Raw genomic sequence first — 19,301 nt, 5'->3', positions numbered from 1 at the left:
TGTATGAAATCCTTCTCGAAAGGGGGCTTATAACAACATCATTGCAGCAACGATCACAACACCAGTTACGACCGCAATCGTTACAACTGTCTTCCAAGACCACTTAACCCAAGTAGAATATGGAACGCTAGCTAACGCTAAACCACCCATAATAGCTCCAGATGTAGGAGTAATCAAGTTGATAACACCGTTTGCTGCCACTTCAGCCATAATAGTAGCTTCTACAGAGAATCCCATAGCTTTTGCAATTGGAGGTACAATTGGTGAAGAAATACCAGCAATACCAGAACTTGATGGAACTAAGAACGATAATCCTAAGTGTAACAAGTAGTCCAATGTACCAAAGATACCATTACTTACCTTAGCCGCTTGCATCGCTTGTACGGAAGCTTGTACTAAGTAAGGTCCAACACCTGTAGCATTCATGATAACAGAAGAAGCACGAGCTAAAGCGATTACCAAGTTAACAGAAATCATATCAGCCACACCGGAAACGAAAATAGTTGATAACTTACTACGATCTTCGATACCGACGAAACCAATGATGAAGCCCATTAATGTAAACCACATAGCCGCATCTACGAAGTACCAATCACCAAGCTGTTCACCTGTTAAGTATTTGGACCAACCCATAGCGTTGTAAATTGTTTCGTTCAATTTGCCCATTGGGATAAAGCCGAAAATCATGACAACAAATGTAAGAGCGAAAATCCATAAAACAGCCTTTTGACGACCTGTTAGTCTTTCATCCTCAGAAATTTCTTTACCAGAGTTATATTTTTCTTCAAATTCAGCTAATTCTTCACCTGTGAAGATAGATTTACCCTTGTCTGCTTTAACCTTGTTAGCGTACTTAATCACAGAGAATGTAGCAATCAAATAAGCAACGATAACTAAAATCAAACCGATCATGATAATCTTAGACATATCTGCTTCAGCACCAGCAGCCTTAGCAGCATCAACTGCTACTGTAACTGCAAATGGGTTAACCGTTGAGCCTAAGCAACCAACCCCAGCACCTAACAAGGCGGTCGCAACACCAACCATTGGATCCATTCCAGCTGCTAACATTGTGGAAGCTAATAGTAAGTAGAAACCAACTGTTTCCTCACACATACCATAAGTTGTACCACCTAAGGCAAAGACAGCCATTAAGATAGCAATCATGACATTTTCTTTACCATGTAATTTACGAACTAACGAACGAATACCTGTTTCTAAAGCACCGGTTGCTGTTACTAACGCTAAGAATCCACCCAAGCAGAACACGAAACCAATTACTTCTTTCGCATCAAAGAAACCATTGATTGGAGCCGTTACCAATTGAGCAATCGTAGCATGCTGAACTGTCATTTCAGCCGCTTTTCCAGCATCATCTGTACCGATATAAGGTTTGCCATTGAAAATCCAAGAAATAGCAAATACGAATAATAATACAATTAACAGAATACCAAACGTACCTAATGAACGTTTCTTCTTTGTACTCATAATTTTTTTCTCCTATAAAAATATTTAAACTTCTTCTTTATTTTTTGATAATTGTTCCCGTTTCTCCACGCAAAGCTTCTTTAGCTTTTTCAAGAGAAGTAATTAAAGCTGTTCCACCAAAAGCATTTTCTTTTACATAGCCCATACAAGCTTCTACTTTTGGTAACATGGAACCTTTAGCAAATTGACCATCAGCGATATGCTTTTCAGCTTCTTCTAAAGTCAATTCAGATAAAGCTTCTTGATTTGGTTTATTAAAGTTAACGCATACCTTTTCAACAGCCGTTAAAATCACCAAGGAATCTGCTCCTAAATCTAAAGCTAACTTAGCACTGGAACGGTCCTTATCAATAACTGCCGCAACACCTTCATAGCCAACTTCTTTCTTGACAACAGGGATTCCGCCACCACCACAAGCAATGACAATATGACCTTGTTCTACCAAAGACTTGATGACATCCAATTCAACAATCTTAACTGGAATTGGAGAAGGAACAACTCGACGATAACCACGTCCGGCATCTTCTACAAATGTATAACCCTTTTCAGCTACAATCTTATCCGCTTCTTCTTTCGAATAGAAACTTCCGATTGGCTTGGTAGGATTCTTGAATCCAGGATCATTCTTATCCACTTCAACTTGAGTAACTACCGTAGCTACTTTTTGACCCATCTTACGGCTTTCTAATTCACCTTCGATAGCCTGTTGTAAATGATATCCAATATATCCTTGGGACATAGCACCACATTCTGGGAACGGCATACTTGGTGTACCAGCACCATTATTTGCGGAATACTCCATAGCCAGATTAATCACTCCAACTTGAGGACCATTACCGTGAGCCACAATCACTTGGTACCCATCTGCCACTAAATCCACAATAGATTTAGCCGTGTTTTTTACAAGCCCCAATTGTTCTTCAGGGGTGTTGCCAAGGGCGTTTCCGCCCAAGGCAATTACAATTTTCTTGCTTCCCATAATTACTTCAATGTTGCATACATAACTGCTTTAATTGTATGCATTCTGTTTTCTGCTTCATCAAATTGACGAGCTTGCGTTCCTAAGAACACGTCGTCCGTTACTTCCATAGCTTCTAAGCCAAACTTTTGATAAATATCTTCACCAACTGTTGTATTTCTGTCATGGAAGGAAGGTAAGCAATGTAAGAAAATAGAAGTCTTCTTAGCCATTGCCATAACGTCTTTATTAACTTGGTAAGGAAGTAATAATTCAATTCTCTTAGCCCAAAGTTCAGCCGGTTCACCCATGGATACCCAGATATCTGTGTAAAGAACATCTGCATCCTTAGCACCTTCTTTAACGTCTTGTGTGAATTGTAATTTAGCTCCTGTCTCCTTAGCAACTTCTTGGCACTTAGCAACCAAATCTTCACTAGGCATCAATTCCTTAGGTCCACAAGCACAGAATGTCATTCCTAACTTAGCACAAACAATCATCAAAGAATTAGCCACGTTATTACGAGCATCGCCGAAGAATGTTAACTTGCGACCACGAACATCGCCAAATTCTTCTTTAACCGTTAAGATGTCAGCTAACATTTGAGTTGGATGATACAGATCTGTTAACCCATTCCATACCGGAACACCAGCATACTTAGCCAAATCTTCTACTACTTCTTGCTTGAATCCACGGTATTCAATACCATCAAACATACGGCCTAAAACCTTAGCAGTATCTTCCAAAGATTCTTTCTTACCCATTTGAGAAGATCCAGAATCTAAGAAAGTAACACCCATACCTAAGTCACGAGCACCCACTTCGAATGCACAACGAGTTCTTGTTGATGTCTTTTCGAATAACAAAACGATTTGCTTGTCACTTAAGAACTTGTGTTCTACGCCATTTGCTTTCATTCTCTTGAATTCAGCAGACAAGTTTAATAAATAGTTAATTTCTTCTGGAGTATAATCCAAAAGTGTTAGGAAGCTTCTTCCTCTTACGTTGATTCCCATAAATTTGTTAAAATCCCTCTTTCTTTTTTTTGACTAATTTAGTCTTCACGAACTAATGGCATGGACATACATCTTGGTCCACCACGACCCACACATAAGTTCGATGCTTCTAATTCTAACACATTGAAGCCATTTTTCTTCAAATATTCGTTTGTTACGTAGTTTCTCTTATAAACAACAATCTTACCTGGAGCGATTGTCAATGTGTTTGAACCGTCATTCCATTGTTCACGTTCAGCAGCTAATGGATCTCCGCCACCACATGGGAATAAACGAACCTTTTCCAAGCCCATAAAATGAGCTAAGATTTCTTCCAACTTACCAGTGTGCTCTTCAATATGAATGTCATGATTTGCACGATCAGCTGTAATAGCAAACACTTGTAATGTTCCCATAATACCAGGATGAATCGTGAAAGCATCTTTATCAATTTGTGTAAACACAGTATCTAAGTGCATGAACGCACGACTTACCGGAATATTGAAAGCTAAAATTGTTTCAATCTTATTACCTTTGTTTTCATAGAACATCTTCATAGCTAACTGTTGAATAGCATCTGGTTGAGTTCTTTGCGACATACCAATGAACAATAATTTTTCATTAACGTTCAATACGTCACCACCTTCAATGTGGAATGGGTTCTTACGACCATATAGGTCAGGAACATTTCCAGCATACTCTGGATGGAAACGGAAAATGTAGTCAGCATAAATTGTTTCACGATTACGTGTTACAGAATACATTCTGTTAATAATGGCACCATTACCTACAGAAGCAAATGGATCACGTGTGAAGTATAAGTTAGGCATTGGATTAACTAACAAATAAGAATCCGCAGAAATGCAATCCACCAAGTTATTCGTCTTAACATCACCTAATTCATCAAAACGAACACCAGACATTGTCTTCAACACCAACTCTTTATTATTTGTGAACTTACCATAGTATTCTTTTAAAATCTTATGGTATTCAGGTGTATGGATACCTGCTTCTTCAATAAATTGATCCAAGAACTGTTCTTTGATTTCTGGATGTGCATCCAATGTTTCTGCCATTAAATCTTCAAGATAAACAACTTCTACGCCGTTATCTCTTAAGATGTTTGCAAAACGGTCATGTTCAACTTGAGCTTCCTTTAAATCAGGAATATCATCAAATAACAATTCTCCTAATGTATCTGGAGTAAGGTTTAATAATTCCTCTCCTGGCCGATGCAAAAGCACTGTTTTAAGTGGAGCAATCTCACTTCTAACACTAATACCTTTCATTTTTTCCTCCTTATTGATTCTAATTAGAAATGTAATCGGTATCATTTCTATCTATTATTATCTCTGATAGAAAAAACGAAGTAGGAAAAAAAAGCGTTCCATTTTTGTATAATCCAGTAAATAACCCACATCAAAAAAGCGATGAAAATCACCGCTTTTTTTAACTTACATTTGTTCTAAAGCTTCAACACCAACTAGTGCAAAAGCATTCTTTAAAGTAATTTGAAGAGCCTTTAATAAACCAATACGTTGGTTAGTTAGTTCAGGATCATCCAAATTATTCACCTTAGCCATTCCATAATAACTATGATAAGTCTTTGCCAGATCTAAAATATATTCTGTCACTTTATTTGGTTTACGCAAACGAGCTGCATCTGCTACTAATTTAGGAAATTCAGACATCAACTTCATTAAATAAAGTTCTTTTTCATTCGTTAAACGAGAAAAGTCATCCGTTGGTTTAAAAGCAGGCAAATCTTCTTTTCTCAAAATAGAACTCATACGAGTATACGCATATTGGCAATAATAAACCGGGTTATTATTATCTTTTTTACGAGCCAGGTTAAAGTCGAAATCCATGTGGGAAGCCACATCCTTAGCCACAAAGAACCAACGAGCTGCATCGACGCCTACATCTTCACAAAGTTCACGCAATGTAATGGCATTCCCTGTGCGCTTAGACATTTTCACTTCTTGCCCATCTTCGACCATGCGAACCATCTGAATAATATCCACATCCAATGTGCCTTCCGGATAACCAAGGGCTTTAAGTGCCAATTTCATACGAGTCACATAAGAGTGGTGATCCGCCCCCCAAAGGTTGACTAAATGTTCATAGCCACGTTCTACCTTATAAACATGATTCGCAATATCCGGTGTTAAATACGACAAAGAACCATCACTTTTTCTCAAAACACGATCCTTATCATCTCCATATTCCGTTGCTTTAAACCATAAGGCACCATCTTTTTCATACGTAAGATTCATCTTATCCATCTTGTCTAAAACCGCATTGATTCTCTCCATGTTATTTTCATAGAAAAATGACTCCGGCATCCAAGATTGGAAATGCACACGATAAAGGGCAAGATCCCTTTCAATTTTCTTTAATTCTTTCTTTTTACCCACCAACTTAAAGTGTTCCAAGCGTTCTTTCGGATCAGTTTCTAACCACTTATCGCCTTCTTCCTCTAAAATCTCTTTAGCGATATTTTTAACATCTTCTGCATGATATCCGTCTTCCGGTAAAGGATAATCTTTGCCTAGCCATTCAAAATAACGAGCAACTAAACTTTCTCCCAACATATCGATTTGATGGCCAGCATCATTGATATAAAATTCTCTTAAACAATTATAACCGGATTTTTCCAACAAATTTGAAATACAGTCACCCCAAGCCGCATTACGAGCATGACCGCAATGCAAATCGCCTGTCGGATTCGCAGACACCCACTCCACTAAAATATTTTTACCGGCACCCGAAGTGTTTTCACCATACTTATCACCAGCCTTCAATACCGAATTAATGATTTCAAACAACACTTCTCTCTTGATTCTAAAATTAATAAAACCAGGCTTTACAAATTCAATCGATGAAGCTTCCGGTAAAGTATTTTTTAAATCATTCACTAATTCCTCCGCAATCACAATCGGAGCCTTATGCAATACCTTCGCAAGTCGCATAGCCACATTGGTCGAATAGTCCCCTTTTGATCGGTCACGAGGTTCCTCCACCATTAACAAACCAGCTTCCGGTTGAATCTGGAAAATATGGTTGACACTCTTTTCAAGCGCTTTAATAATCGTTTCTTGTATTTGACTCATCCTAAAACACTCCTTCATTCATTCCCCCTTATTCTACTGTAAAAGAAAGAAAAAAGGAAGATTTCTCTTCCTTAACCAGCGCGCCGAGCAGGAGTCGAACCCGCAACCTTTTGATTCGTAGTCAAATGCTCTATCCAGTTGAGCTATCGGCGCATAACTTCTTTACAACTAATATTATACAAACTTTTTAAAAAATAACTAGAGGTTTCTTCCTGTTTCATTAAAAGAAAATCTAAAAAATGTAAACTTTTCATTTTTATAGAAAAGATTCTCTTTCTTTCTAAACCCTTTCCATTTTTTCATCAATTTATGTTATATTAAATAAGGATATTTCTTATTTCCCTATGAAAAGAGGGCTTTTTTTATGGATCATTTTTCTGTTTTTGATTATGAAGACATTCAATTAATCCCAAACAAATGTATTGTTAAATCACGTTCAGAGTGTAATCCTAGTATTCTTTTTGGTCAGCACCGGTTTCAATTGCCGGTAGTTCCAGCCAATATGCAGACCGTTATAGATGAATCCTTATCAGAAAAATTGGCGAAGAAAGGTTATTTCTACGTCATGCACCGCTTCCAACCGGAAAAACGTTTGGCCTTTGTCCAACGCATGAAATCTCAAAATCTGATTTCTTCCATTAGCGTCGGAGTTAAACCAAGTGAATTTGATTTTATTAAAGAATTAAACCAACAAAACCTACATCCGGACTATATTACCATTGATATTGCCCATGGGCATTCCAACTTTGTCATTGAAATGATTCATCATATCAAACATCATCTGCCAAACAGCTTTGTGATCGCCGGTAATGTTGGAACTCCAGAAGGTGTTCGTGAATTAGAAAACGCCGGGGCTGATGCCACAAAAGTGGGTATCGGTCCGGGAAAAGTTTGTATCACAAAATTAAAAACGGGTTTTGGAACAGGTGGATGGCAATTAGCAGCCCTTCGTTGGTGTTCCAAAGCGGCTCGTAAACCTATCATTGCAGATGGCGGAATTCGTACTCATGGTGACATCACAAAATCCATTCGCTTTGGAGCTTCTATGGTAATGATTGGCTCTTTATTTGCCGGTCATGAAGAATCTCCTGGTGAAATTATTATTCAAAATCATCAAAAAATGAAGGAATACTTTGGGTCTGCTTCAGAATACCAAAAAGGAATCCACAAAAATATAGAAGGAAAGAAACTGTTAGTTCCTTGCAAAGGTTCTATTTTTGATACTCTACAAGAAATGGAACAAGACCTTCAATCCTCCATCTCCTACGCTGGAGGAAGAGATTTAAATGCCATTCGTCATGTAGATTATGTCATCGTTAAAAATTCTATTTTTAATGGCGATCGTTTTTAGTTTATAATTAAATAATCATGAAACTGAAACGATTTGAACTGAAAATATTGCGATTCTTACAAGACTTATTTCCCAATTCCTTTTGGATTCATCTCAATCAAGGTATGTCTTTTCTAGGTGATGGAGGACTGATTTGGTTTTTAACAATGATCGTGCTTTGGTTTATACCAAATTACCGTCACTTATCTAAATTAATGTTCGTCACCATTGCCATTCAGGCTTTAGTGGTCAATGTCATGTTAAAACCTGTTTTCAAGCGAACCAGGCCTTTCTATAATGAAAGAAGTCGTTTACTGCTTCGAAAAGAACCGAAAGATTCATCTTTTCCATCTGCTCATAGCAGTTCTTCTTTCTCTATGGCAGGATTGATGATCTTTACCGGGTTTCCTTATTGGCCAATCTTTCTAGCTATTGCCTGTGGGATTGCCCTTAGTCGATTGGTGTTATTTGCTCATTGGTTAAGTGATGTGCTGATAGGGATTGGAATTGGACTATTCATTGCTTATATCATGGTTTATTATTTTTAGGATTCTTTAGAATCCTTTTTTAATACCCTGTCATGATGATTTGCCCATTATCTTTTGATAGACACCTGGCTGTTTTCAAAACAGTCAATCTTTATGTTTACTTTACTGCTTGCTTAAAAAACGGATAGCAGATTTCTGGGCTTTTCTGATCTTTTCAAATTCTCTATTTTCCACAGCTGAAAAAGGTATCCATTTTTTACCAAATAATGTCTGAGAGGCTTCCAATATCATTCCACAAACATATAAATCTGTTTCTTTTTCAAGAGCTTGAACAAAGGTTGCCTTTGTGTTTTCACAAATGATTTCTGCTTTCACTCGATGAAAGGTCATTTGCATCAGGCTCGTGGCAGCCCATGCCCGACAAAAAGCGTCCTCATCCTCTAACATTCGCTTCGCTAAAAGATCTATTTCTTGAAAAGTACCTACCCAGCCGAAAGCAATCAGAACCTTTTGTCGAAGGATAGGATTACTTGTATCCATCAATTCAACCAGAATCGGAATGAGTCGGTCGCAAAAAACAGTATAAAAATCTCTATGCTTGACTTTAGAAAGAATTTCCGCCATCAGAAAGGCCGTTGTTATTCTGGATGGTTCCTCTTTCAATTCAGATAACCGCTTCAATAAAAATTCCATTCCTTCTCTTCCATGTTTATCAAAACTGTTTTCTAAATGCAAATTCCAACCCTTTTCCCAATCTTCCTGAATTAGCTCATAATGATATTCGATTTCTTTAGAGTCTCCCAATTCTGCTATAAATCGAATTCTTTTACCAGCAGGGAAACCTTCTTTTTTCAAATTAAGATATGATTTTTGTAGATTCTCTTTAGTAAGAGTTGTGCACCCATCCCGCTCTGCTTTAAACTCTTCTGAAAACGTTAATTTCGATTTTTCCATTACCTTAGCCTCCCTAAATCATCAAATTTCATGGTCAATCTTTCCTCATAGCTACTCTTATCAAAAAAACCGATTAAGTGACACGAACCATGAGACTTTGGAACCAAATACGTATCCATTTTCATGACAGAATACTCTTTTATTTTCTTAACGTAACTCATCTCCCTACATTTTGTAAAAACAGATGAAAGTCTGACTGAAAATAGAAATTTTTTATAACGTGTGTCATCTTTCTTTGCCTTTTATGATTTTCAAATGCAACCTTCATCTTTGCAAAGACAATCCTAGCTGATAGAATACCCCTCTATCTTAAAGAAATTTCCAATATAACTATACCTCAAAATCAATGGCTTCAAAAGTTGATTAAAACATTAAAAAAACCTCATTTTACTGAGGCATTTTACTTTAAGCGAGTGAGCGGGATCGAACCGCCGTATCCACCTTGGCAAGGTGGTGTTCTACCATTGAACTACACTCGCAATGGCGGTTCTGACGAGATTCGAACTCGCGATCTTCTCCGTGACAGGGAGACGAGATAAGCCACTACTCCACAGAACCATTTAATGGCGAGGAAAGAGGGATTTGAACCCTCGCGCCGATTTCTCGACCTATGCCCTTAGCAGGGGCACCTCTTCGGCCTCTTGAGTATTTCCTCATGAGCTGCCAAGTGCATAACTGTTTTATTCAGTGCTTTGTAATATTACCATGGCAGCTTAACTATTGCAACCTATTTTTAAAACTTTTTTACAAGGGGAATGTTCCCTACTAAAGGCAGATACTTTTTTGCCTTTCAGCTAGATGATATATTCAAAAAATTAACGACTGAATGCTTCCGGCAAGTCATTTTCCAACAAGATGGTATCGTGTTCATCTGCATGTTCATAAACATACGCTAAAGCTTCTTGCACCGTTTGATAAACATGAATATGATCCGCATCAAAGTTCATTTCCGCCAAACCTTCTTGAATCGCTTTCGTTTGTTTTGGACCAACCAAAATGACCTCATCCACAAAATGCTTCATTCGTTTACCAAATTCACGATTATATTCATCTTGTTTTTTGCCCAAATCAATCATCCCCGGTGTAATAATGTAACGCTTTCCCGGCATCATAGATAGCACTTCTAAAGCCATCTTAGCCCCAATCGGATTCGCATTAAACGCATCATCAATAAAGCGATGTCCATTTATTTTCTTCAATTCCAAACGATGTTCCACCTGTTCCATATTCGCTACCGCTCTTTGCAAAGATTTCCAAGAAATTCCTAAATGACGAGCCACCACAATTCCACTGAGAATATTCATAATGTTCAATTCTCCCAATAATTTGGTATGAAACGCCACTTCTTCTTTTGCATGTACTACTGTAAAATATGACCCTGTTGTCGTATAACTAATTTTCACAGCCCGATAGTCCACATCTTCAGACTGAATGCCAAAACTAATCAAAGGAACCGAATTCTTAACTCGATATTGGCGAATATAATCATTATCCAAGTTGATAACACCCAAGCCATCCTTCGGAAGGCGTTCAATCATTTGCATTTTTTCATGAATGATATTTTCTAAAGAACCAAAAGTCAATAAATGTTGCGGACCAACGGATGTTACAACTCCAATTTGTGGCTGTACATACTTCATTAACCGTGTAATTTCCCCAACATGATCCGCTCCCATCTCACAAACAAAAACTTGGTGAATTGGTTTTAGATAATTCCGAATCGTCATCGTAATTCCCATTGGCGTATTATACGAAGCCGGTGTCATCAACGAATGATATTCTTCTCTTACAATGGATTGAATAATATTCTTTGTACTAGTCTTACCATAGCTGCCGGTAATCCCAATTTTGATTAAATCCCTTTGTGCATACAGACGTTTTTTCCCTAAATGAATGTAATATTGTTGAAGCATTTTCTCAAATGGCCAAGTCATCCATCCCACTACATACATAAAAAGCCAAGGAGTAAACACCAAACAAAGCAACCATAAATAATCCAATTGAAAATAAATCAAACTAAAAATAGTTACCCCTACCAACCATGCGGAAATAAATAATTGCCTTTTAACTCTGGCGGTAAATACCAACGGTTTGATAGTGATATGAAACTGATTTTGAAAATGATTCATAACCATCACCAAAAAACTCAAGGCCATAAGCCCAATCCATTTGATAGAAAGATTCGGTATAAAAGCCCAAAAAACACCTATAATAGCTACCCCAAAAGGAAACCATAATTCCTCTTGAATCTCTTTTCTTTGATCCGACATCCAATGATAGAAACGATGAATTTCATAGCGATTCTGTTGAAACATATGCAACACATACTGAAATTCCAAATAAAAACCAAAAAAGAATAAAACAGCTTCTAATCCTATCCAAATCATACTGTTTTTCCTCCTAAAAATGCCCATAATACTTGGTTAAATCGGTTTGCTTCATTCCAATACGCAAAATGATCCTGCTTTTCAAACACCACTAGTGTAGCTTCTTTCATTTCTTTTTCCATTTGCTGACCCATCCATAAAGGAGCTGCTGCATCTAATTCTCCCCAAACCAATAAAGTCTCACAAGTTACTTGGTTTAATAAAGAAGATAAATCTTCATTCACCACTTTCACTAAGGTAGGACGCAATACTCCCTTCGCAGCTCGATAGTCTGCTGAACCACGAGAGTTTTGATATCGTTCCAATTTCGCCAACTGATGAGATTTCGTTAAATACCATTTTCCCAATTTATAGGCATACATACGCACCTTTGAAACCCAACTTACTTTTGGACGAATGCCTGCCGCTCCCGTCAATACTAATTTTTCAACCTTTTCCGGATAATCACTGGCCAAACGAATCGCCACACGCCCACCAAAAGAATGGGCTATGAAAATGGCCTTTGGAACATCTAATTGATTCAATAATTCTAAAACCCAATTTTCATAATCTTGAACAGACCATGCTTTTTTCGGAGCTTCACTTTCTCCAAAACCTGGAAAATCAAAAGAAATGACTCGATAGTTTTGACAAAACTCTTTACGGATTTCGTCCATCATTTCAAGATTTTGACCCCAACCATGCAGTAAGACCATTGCTTCTCCTTGGCCTTCATCCACATAACAAGTCTGTAAATTTTGTACTTCCATTCTTTTTTTCATACGCCTATTATACCTTAGTTCTAATTTCTTTTCCTTTTATTTCAAAGCCAACACCATCAGAAGTATTATACGCTCTTACCCGATAACCGTATCCTTGACTTACCCGATCTACAATAGCCAAGCCCAATCCAAATTGACCGTCCTTTCCTTTGACATAAGGATCAAACAGCTTACTTAAATCTTCTTTGGGAATCGTAGGACCATCGTTTTCAATGCGTAATTCATTGTTTTTTAAATCAATACGAATTTCACTCTTCGCATACCGTAACGCATTATCCAACAAATTAGAAATCACATTCCGCCAAGGTTCTTCTTCACCCTTAAAATGAACATCTTCACTATCCACTTTAAATTCAATATCACAGCGAATTGCCTTTAAAGAAATCACAACACTGTCTATCAAAGGGGCTAAATTTGTAAGGGCATTTGTCTCTTGTTCCGCTAAATATCCGTAACGATTCAGCAATAACAAACTTTTCACTTTCTTTTCCAAACGATCGGCATGATCTTGAACCACCGCAACAGACTCTTCCAAAGTGCCATATGGATAAACACCATCTTGAATTGCTTCCGCATAGGATTTGATCGTGGCAATCGGTGTCTTTAAATCATGAGAAATATTCTGAATCATTTCTTCCTTCTCTCGCGATTGTTTTGACAACGTTTCTTCCATTTCAACCAAAGCTTCTGAAACAGCTCCAATTTCATCATGATGTGTGATTTTCAAGGGTGAGGGTTCGTTTAATTTCACGTGTCGAATATGAACTCGAATTCGATGTAAGCGATAAATCAACGAAGATAACCATATCAACATAGCCATCATGAAAAGTCCCAATACCAACATATTGATGATATTGAGGGATTCTCCCACTCTTTTTTCCACATCCGGAACAGCTTCTTTATCAATATAAATTCGATACTCCTGACCATCAATTTTTACTAACTTTTGATGATACTGATCTGGACGGTATAAATTCGGCTCATTTTTTGAATAAGCGCGCCAAGTAGTTCCTTCTTTTTCGTAGACATAACTTCCCCATGGTAAATACAAAGTACTCTGTTGATCCGCTTTTGCCTCTTGAATAGCCGTCTCTATCGTCGCAAAAGTCTTCTGTAAATCTTGAGAAGCACTAAAATGAATGTTTGGCCAAACCAATGTAGCTAAGCCTATCACTAAAACTAAGCTCAATATAAATAAAAGAGAAATGAATTGTTGCGTTAGAGAAAACGATCGAGCCCACAAACGAAACCGTTTCATCCTAAACGATACCCATATCCATAAATAGTATGAATGTTTAAATCAGGACATTTCTTTCGCAATCTCCGTAATGTATCATCCACAACACGATCTGATCCAAAGTAATGATCATCCCAAACTTGTGTCAATATTTGTTCACGGGAAAACGCAATTCCTCTATGCTCGACAAACAAAATCATCAGTTCAAATTCTTTAGTGGTCAATTCAATCTGTTTATCCCCACGCATCACAATTCGTTTTTCTTCATCAATTCGATAACCATCCACTTCAATACATTTGCTATCCGGATAGGATCGTTTCATCACATTTAAGACTCGTAAGACTAATTCCTTTGGTGAAAAAGGCTTTGTAATATAATCATCACTTCCCTTTTCCAGTCCCAAAATACGATCAAATTCTTGATCACGAGCCGACATAAAGATCACCGGAGTTTTACTATTTCGATGGCGAATTTCATCCATTAAATCGAACCCTGATTTATCCTTTAACATAATATCCAACACCCATAAATGGACGGTATGATTTTCCAGATATTGATAAGCTTGATCATAATCCAAAAACGAAACAACTTGAAAGCCTTCTTTCTCTAAATAACGAGAAACCAACTCATTTAAATCTTTTTCATCTTCTACAACTGCAATAATTTTCTTCATACTTCTATTATAAACAAAAAGGATGCCCTTAGGCATCCAAAGCGGAAATAATCGTTTCCACTTCTTTCTCACAAATTTCCAACGTAGTGGCCTCTACCATGATTCTTAATAACGGTTCTGTGCCGGAAGGACGAACTAAGACACGGCCATTTCCAGCTAAACGCGCTTCACTTTCCTGAATCGCTTTTCGTAAAGTTTCTCCTTCTAACACCGTTTCTTTATTTTCGACTCGCACATTTTTTAATACCTGTGGATAAATAACCAATCCTTCTTCCAATTCCAACAAAGATTTCTTGGTTTCTTGCATGACATATAAAACGGCCAAAGCTGTTAACAAACCATCCCCTGTTGTCGCATATTCTTTAAAAATAATATGACCGGATTGTTCTCCACCAACTTGATAGTTATGCTGACACATCTCTTCATACACATATTTATCACCCACTTGAGTCTTAACGGCCTTGATACCTTCTCGTTCGAATGCTTTGAATAATCCTAAATTAGCCATAACCGTTGTCACAACCGTATGATTCACTAACTTTTTCTGATCTCTTAAAAATTTACCAAATAAGTAAAGAACAAAATCCCCATTCACTAAATGTCCATTTGAATCAACGATGATCTGACGATCCGCATCTCCATCAAAAGTGAGCCCAATATCATAGTGTCCATTTTTCATCATTTCCTGCATATCTTCAGGATGTGTCGAACCGCAATGAGTATTAATATTCACACCATTTGGATTCATGTGAATCGCTGTGACCTTAGCCCCTAAGTTTTCCAAGACTTCTTTAGCAGTGTAGGAAGCGGCTCCATTTGCCGTATCAATAGCGATATGCAACCCTTGTAAATTTAATGGGAAACGATTGGAAACCCACTTTTTGTAATGTTCCAATCCCTCACTGTAAGGATAAACTTTACCGATTCGATCTTCTGTAGCGTAGTCCAATTCTACTTTTCCATCAATAAAGTCCTCTATTTGTTCTTCCAAATCAGCAGAAATTTTAATTCCTTCTGTTGAAAACACTTTGATGCCATTGTCATAAAAAGGATTATGCGAAGCACTAATCATCGCTCCACAAGCAAAGTCTTCATTATGTGCAATATAACAAGTAGCCGGTGTTGGACCATATCCCAATAAATAAACATCACAACCTTGCGCCGTAATACCGGCAGCCAAAGCGCTTTCCAACATATCACTTGAAAGACGTGTATCCTTTCCTATGACAATCTTATTTTTCTTTTCTTGACTAAAATAATAGCCCAAATAGCGCCCCACTTGAAAAGCACGATCGACTGTTAAATCAATATTAGCCTTCCCTCGGATACCATCCGTTCCAAAATATTTTCCCATTTTCCACTCCATTCTACTTATTTCTCACCAATCACATTTAGATTGTATCTAGACTCCGTCAATTGATAATTCACTAATTTATTCTTTGGCGGATCTACTTTTAATTCAAAATCTTGTAAACCCGGTTTAGCATTAGCCAGATCAATATACACATAAATATCTTCTGCCTTCACTTGATTCACATGATTGGCTGTTCCCTTGATAATCACGGAAGTGGTCTTCTTCTGATTGGCTTGACTGACTTTATAGCCATTAGTGTTATTGCGGTAATTAATCGGAATATTTTCAATTTTTCGACTCACCATATCTCCTAACTTAATATTCATTGAAACTTGTTCCAAAGAAGCTGAACTGACCCCTGCTGGCAAATCTAAAGGACGAAGAATTGTCGCATCTTCTGTTAAATTTTCCGCATTCACAGTCACTTCAATCTGCTCAATCGTTTCTAAAACAGATTCACTACCATAAATAGTGACCGTCTCTTGTGCCATTTGAACACTTTCAATAGCTTTATTATTAGGGATATTTCCATTGACTTTCAGCCGAATCGGAACCGTCTTATGGTTATCCGTAATCGGCACTTTCACCGATACTGTTTGTGGAATGATATCGGCTTCTACCGGTTGTCCTTTACTGTTATACGCCACTAACCGAGCTTCTTGAGTAAACGTTTTACTCTTCCCTGAAACATCAATAAAAGCTTTCACAAACGCAATGGAATCTAATGTGTCTTTAGAAGCTCGAACATTCACCTTATTTTTAGATAACTCAGGAGATCCCAAGCTTAATTTAGGATCCATTTTAGACGTATTGATAAAATCATAGGAAATATCGAAAGCCTTGGTTGTCTTTTTCTTCAAAGTCACCACCACTGTTGTCGGATCTACCGCCGCATCTAAATTATCTCCATAGCCTTCTGTTTTTAAACGAATCGTATGTTGTCCTTCTCCCAAATTGCTTAAATTTGCTACTACATTACCATTCGCCACATTGGCACCGCTTAAACTCGTTGCATCTCCTGATAGAATCACCTTAGCCGTGGTCGGTAATCCCGATAATTCAAAATTATCCCGATTATAATTTGCTACCACTTTCACCCCACTAACCGTTCTGGAAGTTTTTAGCGTAGAAGCGTATAGCTTAGAAATATCATTCAAATTCACCAAGCTAAATAACAATAAAGCCATGGAAAAAGAAACCAATCGGGTATGCCTTGTATTAAATAAGAACCTATCAAAGCCAGAAGAAATAGCCGATAAAATCTTTCCTATTTTTTTACCATAGGTATTAGAATGGTTGGACAAGGATTTCTTCTTTTCCTTTAAATGAGAAGTCAAAAAGGAAGAGAGATTTGGTTTTTTATCTTTGTTCATCTTCTTTGCCTCCTTTATTATTCTTATCTAATTCTTGAATCGCACGTTCTCTCAGTCGTTCCACTTCTTCTTGACTCAAAGTTGGTTTTTGCCTTTCTGGATAACTGGCCTTGGATCTTACTTTCTTATGTGGTAACTTCATACCCGCTGATTTAGCTACTTGATCTAAATTTTCTTGTTCATGATGTTCATAAATTTCTTGTTGGCCATCATGAATTTCAACCGCATCGACCAGTTCACCATGATTTAATGAATCCTTAGTTGAAAACGAATTCATTTTGACTGTACTTGATTCACTAGAATTCTGATTAAAAATAATATTTTTCAATAGTCTTCTTAATTCAGCCGGATTAACGGTTTCAATATTACCTCCTCGTGTTACTGAAATTGATCCTGTTTCCTCTGAAATCACAATAGTAATAGCATCGGTCACTTCGCTAATTCCAATCGCCGCCCTATGTCTAGATCCATACCGAGAAGAAACCATCCGATTGGTCGGTGGAAAATAAGCACTGGCACAAACCACCCGATCTCCTTGAATGATCACTGCTCCATCATGCAAAGGTGTACTGGTCACAAAAATAGATGTCAATAATTCCGCTGAAACTTTCGCTTCCAATTTAGTCCCTGTATTGATGTAATTTTCAAGATTTGCGGATTGTCCAAGAGTAATCAAAGCTCCGGTTTGATCTTTGCTTAAAAGTGTCGTCGCCGTCACAATGGCTTCAACCACCTCACTTTTATCATCATTCGACATTGTTGAAAAAGTGGAAAAAAAAGTGCTCTTTCCTAACTTTTCTAACAAAGAACGAATTTCCGGCTGAAAAATAATAATGATAGCTAAAAATCCCCAGTTGATAAACATATCTGCAATAAATTGAATGGTGTTTAAACCGATAATTTTAGCCAAAATATCAACAAGAATCACAAAGAAAATACCCTTAAAAATTTGGGTAGTTCTAGTATTGGTTCGGATGACTTTCAAGGAAAAATAAATCACAAACCAAATGATTAAAATATCTAATACGGAGCCGATAATTCGCCATACACCCTGAAACGACGCCGCTAAACTTAAGATAGACAAAGGAGTACCCCCTTTCAGCTTTTTTATTATAACAAAAAAAGAAGCTTTCGCCTCTTCTTATAAATCATCTTCAATGGCAGAACTTTTCGCATAAGCGGTCACACGTGCTTCAAAGAAATCTGTTTTTACCATATTCGCATCAGAGTATTGTTTGACCCAGCGCATCGTTTCCGGTTCCTCTTCATAGCCTTCGTATAAATTACCCAGACCCAAAGTCGCAAAACGAGTATTTCCTAGATACTTAATATAATCTTCCACCATTTGTGAGTTTAAGCCGGGGATATTATTACCAATTACGTACTGCCCCCATGCGATCTCTTGTTGCACTCCTTCATGAATCATATCCTTTATCATTTGAATATTGCTATCGGTAAACAATTCCGGCTCTTCCTTTTGCAATTCCAAAAGAATATTTCGAAATAACCATAAATGGGTGTTTTCATCTCGATTGATGTATCGAATCTCTTGTACCGAACCCGGCATTTTTCCATGTCGAGCCAAGTTATAAAAGAACATAAATCCGGAATAGAAATAAATTCCCTCCAAAATAAAATTCGCAATACAGACTTTTAAAAATGATTGTTTATCTTGATATTCTAAAAATTCATTGTATAAATGACCGATAAAGGTATTCCGTTTCAATAAATGTTCGTCGTATTTCCATTGGTATAAAATCTCATTTCTTTGTTCTGGTGAACAAATGCTGTCCAGCATATAACTATAGGATTGTGAATGAATGCACTCTTGAAAGGTTTGAATAGATAAACACAAGTTGACTTCATTCGCTGTCACATAACTGGCAATATTGGGCAAATTGGCAGATTGAAGAGAATCTAAATATACCAAAAAGCTGAGGATTTTATCATACGCCGACCGTTCTGCTAAGGATAAATTGAGATAATCTGATTTATCTTGGTTTAAATTGATTTCCTCCGGTATCCAAAAATTATTCATAGCTTGACGATACCAATTAGAAACCCAAGTGTATTTCATATTATTAAAATCATTAATATTGGTGGTATCGAAATTTAAAAGACGACGATGACAAACATCGATATCTCCTTCCGGGTTAAATAGCGGTTTTCTTTGAATTCCTTTTGACATA

At 37.3% G+C, this 19,301-nt stretch carries 16 protein-coding genes and 4 tRNA genes; 2 read left to right on the top strand and 18 right to left on the bottom strand.

Going from position 1 to position 19,301, the window contains the following annotated elements:
• Positions 1-27: 27 nt before the first annotated feature.
• The 6 genes from HMPREF9013_RS02750 to HMPREF9013_RS02725 all read right to left on the bottom strand — a co-directional run bounded on the left by HMPREF9013_RS02750 (position 28) and on the right by HMPREF9013_RS02725 (position 6,707).
• The gene (locus HMPREF9013_RS02750; protein ID WP_006626847.1) at positions 28-1,488 is read right to left on the bottom strand and encodes a YfcC family protein; all 1,461 of its coding nucleotides are present in this window, start codon (positions 1,486-1,488) and stop codon (positions 28-30) included.
• A 37-nt stretch (positions 1,489-1,525) separates the two neighbouring features.
• Positions 1,526-2,467, bottom strand: a complete 942-nt coding sequence (arcC, locus tag HMPREF9013_RS02745) for a carbamate kinase (protein WP_006626846.1) — start codon at positions 2,465-2,467, stop codon at positions 1,526-1,528.
• Positions 2,468-2,469: 2 nt separating this feature from the next.
• Positions 2,470-3,462 (bottom strand): ornithine carbamoyltransferase, encoded by a 993-nt coding sequence (argF, locus tag HMPREF9013_RS02740; RefSeq protein WP_006626845.1) that lies wholly within the window; start codon positions 3,460-3,462, stop codon positions 2,470-2,472.
• Positions 3,463-3,500: 38 nt separating this feature from the next.
• Positions 3,501-4,730, bottom strand: a complete 1,230-nt coding sequence (arcA, locus tag HMPREF9013_RS02735; protein ID WP_006626844.1) for an arginine deiminase — start codon at positions 4,728-4,730, stop codon at positions 3,501-3,503.
• 165 nt (positions 4,731-4,895) lie between these two features.
• Positions 4,896-6,554, bottom strand: coding sequence for an arginine--tRNA ligase (gene argS / locus HMPREF9013_RS02730; protein ID WP_006626843.1), 1,659 nt, complete (start codon positions 6,552-6,554; stop codon positions 4,896-4,898).
• Positions 6,555-6,633: 79 nt separating this feature from the next.
• Positions 6,634-6,707, bottom strand: a tRNA-Arg gene (locus HMPREF9013_RS02725).
• A gap of 211 nt (positions 6,708-6,918) precedes the next feature.
• Between HMPREF9013_RS02725 and guaC the strand changes: the two genes are divergently transcribed.
• Positions 6,919-7,905 carry a GMP reductase gene (gene guaC, locus HMPREF9013_RS02720; RefSeq protein ID WP_006626842.1) on the top strand — a complete coding sequence of 329 codons (987 nt, stop codon included), beginning with the start codon at positions 6,919-6,921 and terminating at the stop codon, positions 7,903-7,905.
• A 17-nt stretch (positions 7,906-7,922) separates the two neighbouring features.
• Positions 7,923-8,432 carry a phosphatase PAP2 family protein gene (locus tag HMPREF9013_RS02715; RefSeq protein WP_006626841.1) on the top strand — a complete coding sequence of 170 codons (510 nt, stop codon included), beginning with the start codon at positions 7,923-7,925 and terminating at the stop codon, positions 8,430-8,432.
• A gap of 102 nt (positions 8,433-8,534) precedes the next feature.
• On the opposite strand, the gene HMPREF9013_RS02710 is transcribed toward HMPREF9013_RS02715, so the two are convergent.
• The 12 genes from HMPREF9013_RS02710 to HMPREF9013_RS02655 all read right to left on the bottom strand — a co-directional run bounded on the left by HMPREF9013_RS02710 (position 8,535) and on the right by HMPREF9013_RS02655 (position 19,300).
• Complete coding sequence (locus HMPREF9013_RS02710; protein ID WP_006626840.1) at positions 8,535-9,326, bottom strand: HEAT repeat domain-containing protein; 792 nt, start codon at positions 9,324-9,326, stop codon at positions 8,535-8,537.
• A gap of 408 nt (positions 9,327-9,734) precedes the next feature.
• Positions 9,735-9,805, bottom strand: a tRNA-Gly gene (locus tag HMPREF9013_RS02705).
• A gap of 2 nt (positions 9,806-9,807) precedes the next feature.
• Positions 9,808-9,884, bottom strand: a tRNA-Asp gene (locus HMPREF9013_RS02700).
• A gap of 6 nt (positions 9,885-9,890) precedes the next feature.
• Positions 9,891-9,981: transfer RNA gene (locus HMPREF9013_RS02695), tRNA-Ser, on the bottom strand.
• Between the two features lie 160 nt (positions 9,982-10,141).
• A complete protein-coding gene (locus HMPREF9013_RS02690; RefSeq protein WP_006626838.1) occupies positions 10,142-11,713 on the bottom strand; it encodes a UDP-N-acetylmuramoyl-tripeptide--D-alanyl-D-alanine ligase in 1,572 nt (523 codons plus the stop codon).
• Positions 11,710-12,474: an alpha/beta fold hydrolase gene (locus HMPREF9013_RS02685; RefSeq protein ID WP_006626837.1), complete on the bottom strand. Its 765-nt coding sequence runs from the start codon at positions 12,472-12,474 to the stop codon at positions 11,710-11,712. Before HMPREF9013_RS02685 ends, HMPREF9013_RS02690 begins: the two co-directional genes overlap by 4 nt.
• Positions 12,475-12,481: 7 nt before the next feature.
• A complete protein-coding gene (locus HMPREF9013_RS02680; RefSeq protein ID WP_040333359.1) occupies positions 12,482-13,732 on the bottom strand; it encodes an ATP-binding protein in 1,251 nt (416 codons plus the stop codon).
• Positions 13,729-14,385 (bottom strand): response regulator transcription factor, encoded by a 657-nt coding sequence (locus tag HMPREF9013_RS02675; RefSeq protein WP_006626835.1) that lies wholly within the window; start codon positions 14,383-14,385, stop codon positions 13,729-13,731. The genes HMPREF9013_RS02680 and HMPREF9013_RS02675 overlap by 4 nt, the downstream gene beginning before the upstream one ends.
• Positions 14,386-14,413: 28 nt before the next feature.
• Positions 14,414-15,739 carry a phosphoglucosamine mutase gene (gene glmM, locus HMPREF9013_RS02670; RefSeq protein WP_006626834.1) on the bottom strand — a complete coding sequence of 442 codons (1,326 nt, stop codon included), beginning with the start codon at positions 15,737-15,739 and terminating at the stop codon, positions 14,414-14,416.
• A gap of 17 nt (positions 15,740-15,756) precedes the next feature.
• A complete protein-coding gene (locus HMPREF9013_RS02665; RefSeq protein ID WP_006626833.1) occupies positions 15,757-17,112 on the bottom strand; it encodes a CdaR family protein in 1,356 nt (451 codons plus the stop codon).
• On the bottom strand, positions 17,099-18,196 hold the full coding sequence (cdaA, locus tag HMPREF9013_RS02660) for a diadenylate cyclase CdaA (protein ID WP_006626832.1): 1,098 nt from the start codon (positions 18,194-18,196) through the stop codon (positions 17,099-17,101). Before cdaA ends, HMPREF9013_RS02665 begins: the two co-directional genes overlap by 14 nt.
• Positions 18,197-18,253: 57 nt before the next feature.
• Complete coding sequence (locus HMPREF9013_RS02655) at positions 18,254-19,300, bottom strand: ribonucleotide-diphosphate reductase subunit beta (RefSeq protein WP_006626831.1); 1,047 nt, start codon at positions 19,298-19,300, stop codon at positions 18,254-18,256.
• Position 19,301 lies beyond the last annotated feature (1 nt).

Origin of the sequence: Bulleidia extructa W1219 (assembly GCF_000177375.1) — a bacterium.
In the GTDB taxonomy this organism is placed as follows: Bacteria; Bacillota_I; Bacilli_A; order Erysipelotrichales; family Erysipelotrichaceae; genus Bulleidia; species Bulleidia extructa.
The sequence above is the reverse complement of the archived record's forward strand: the minus strand, read 5'-3'. Positions and strand labels throughout refer to the sequence as shown.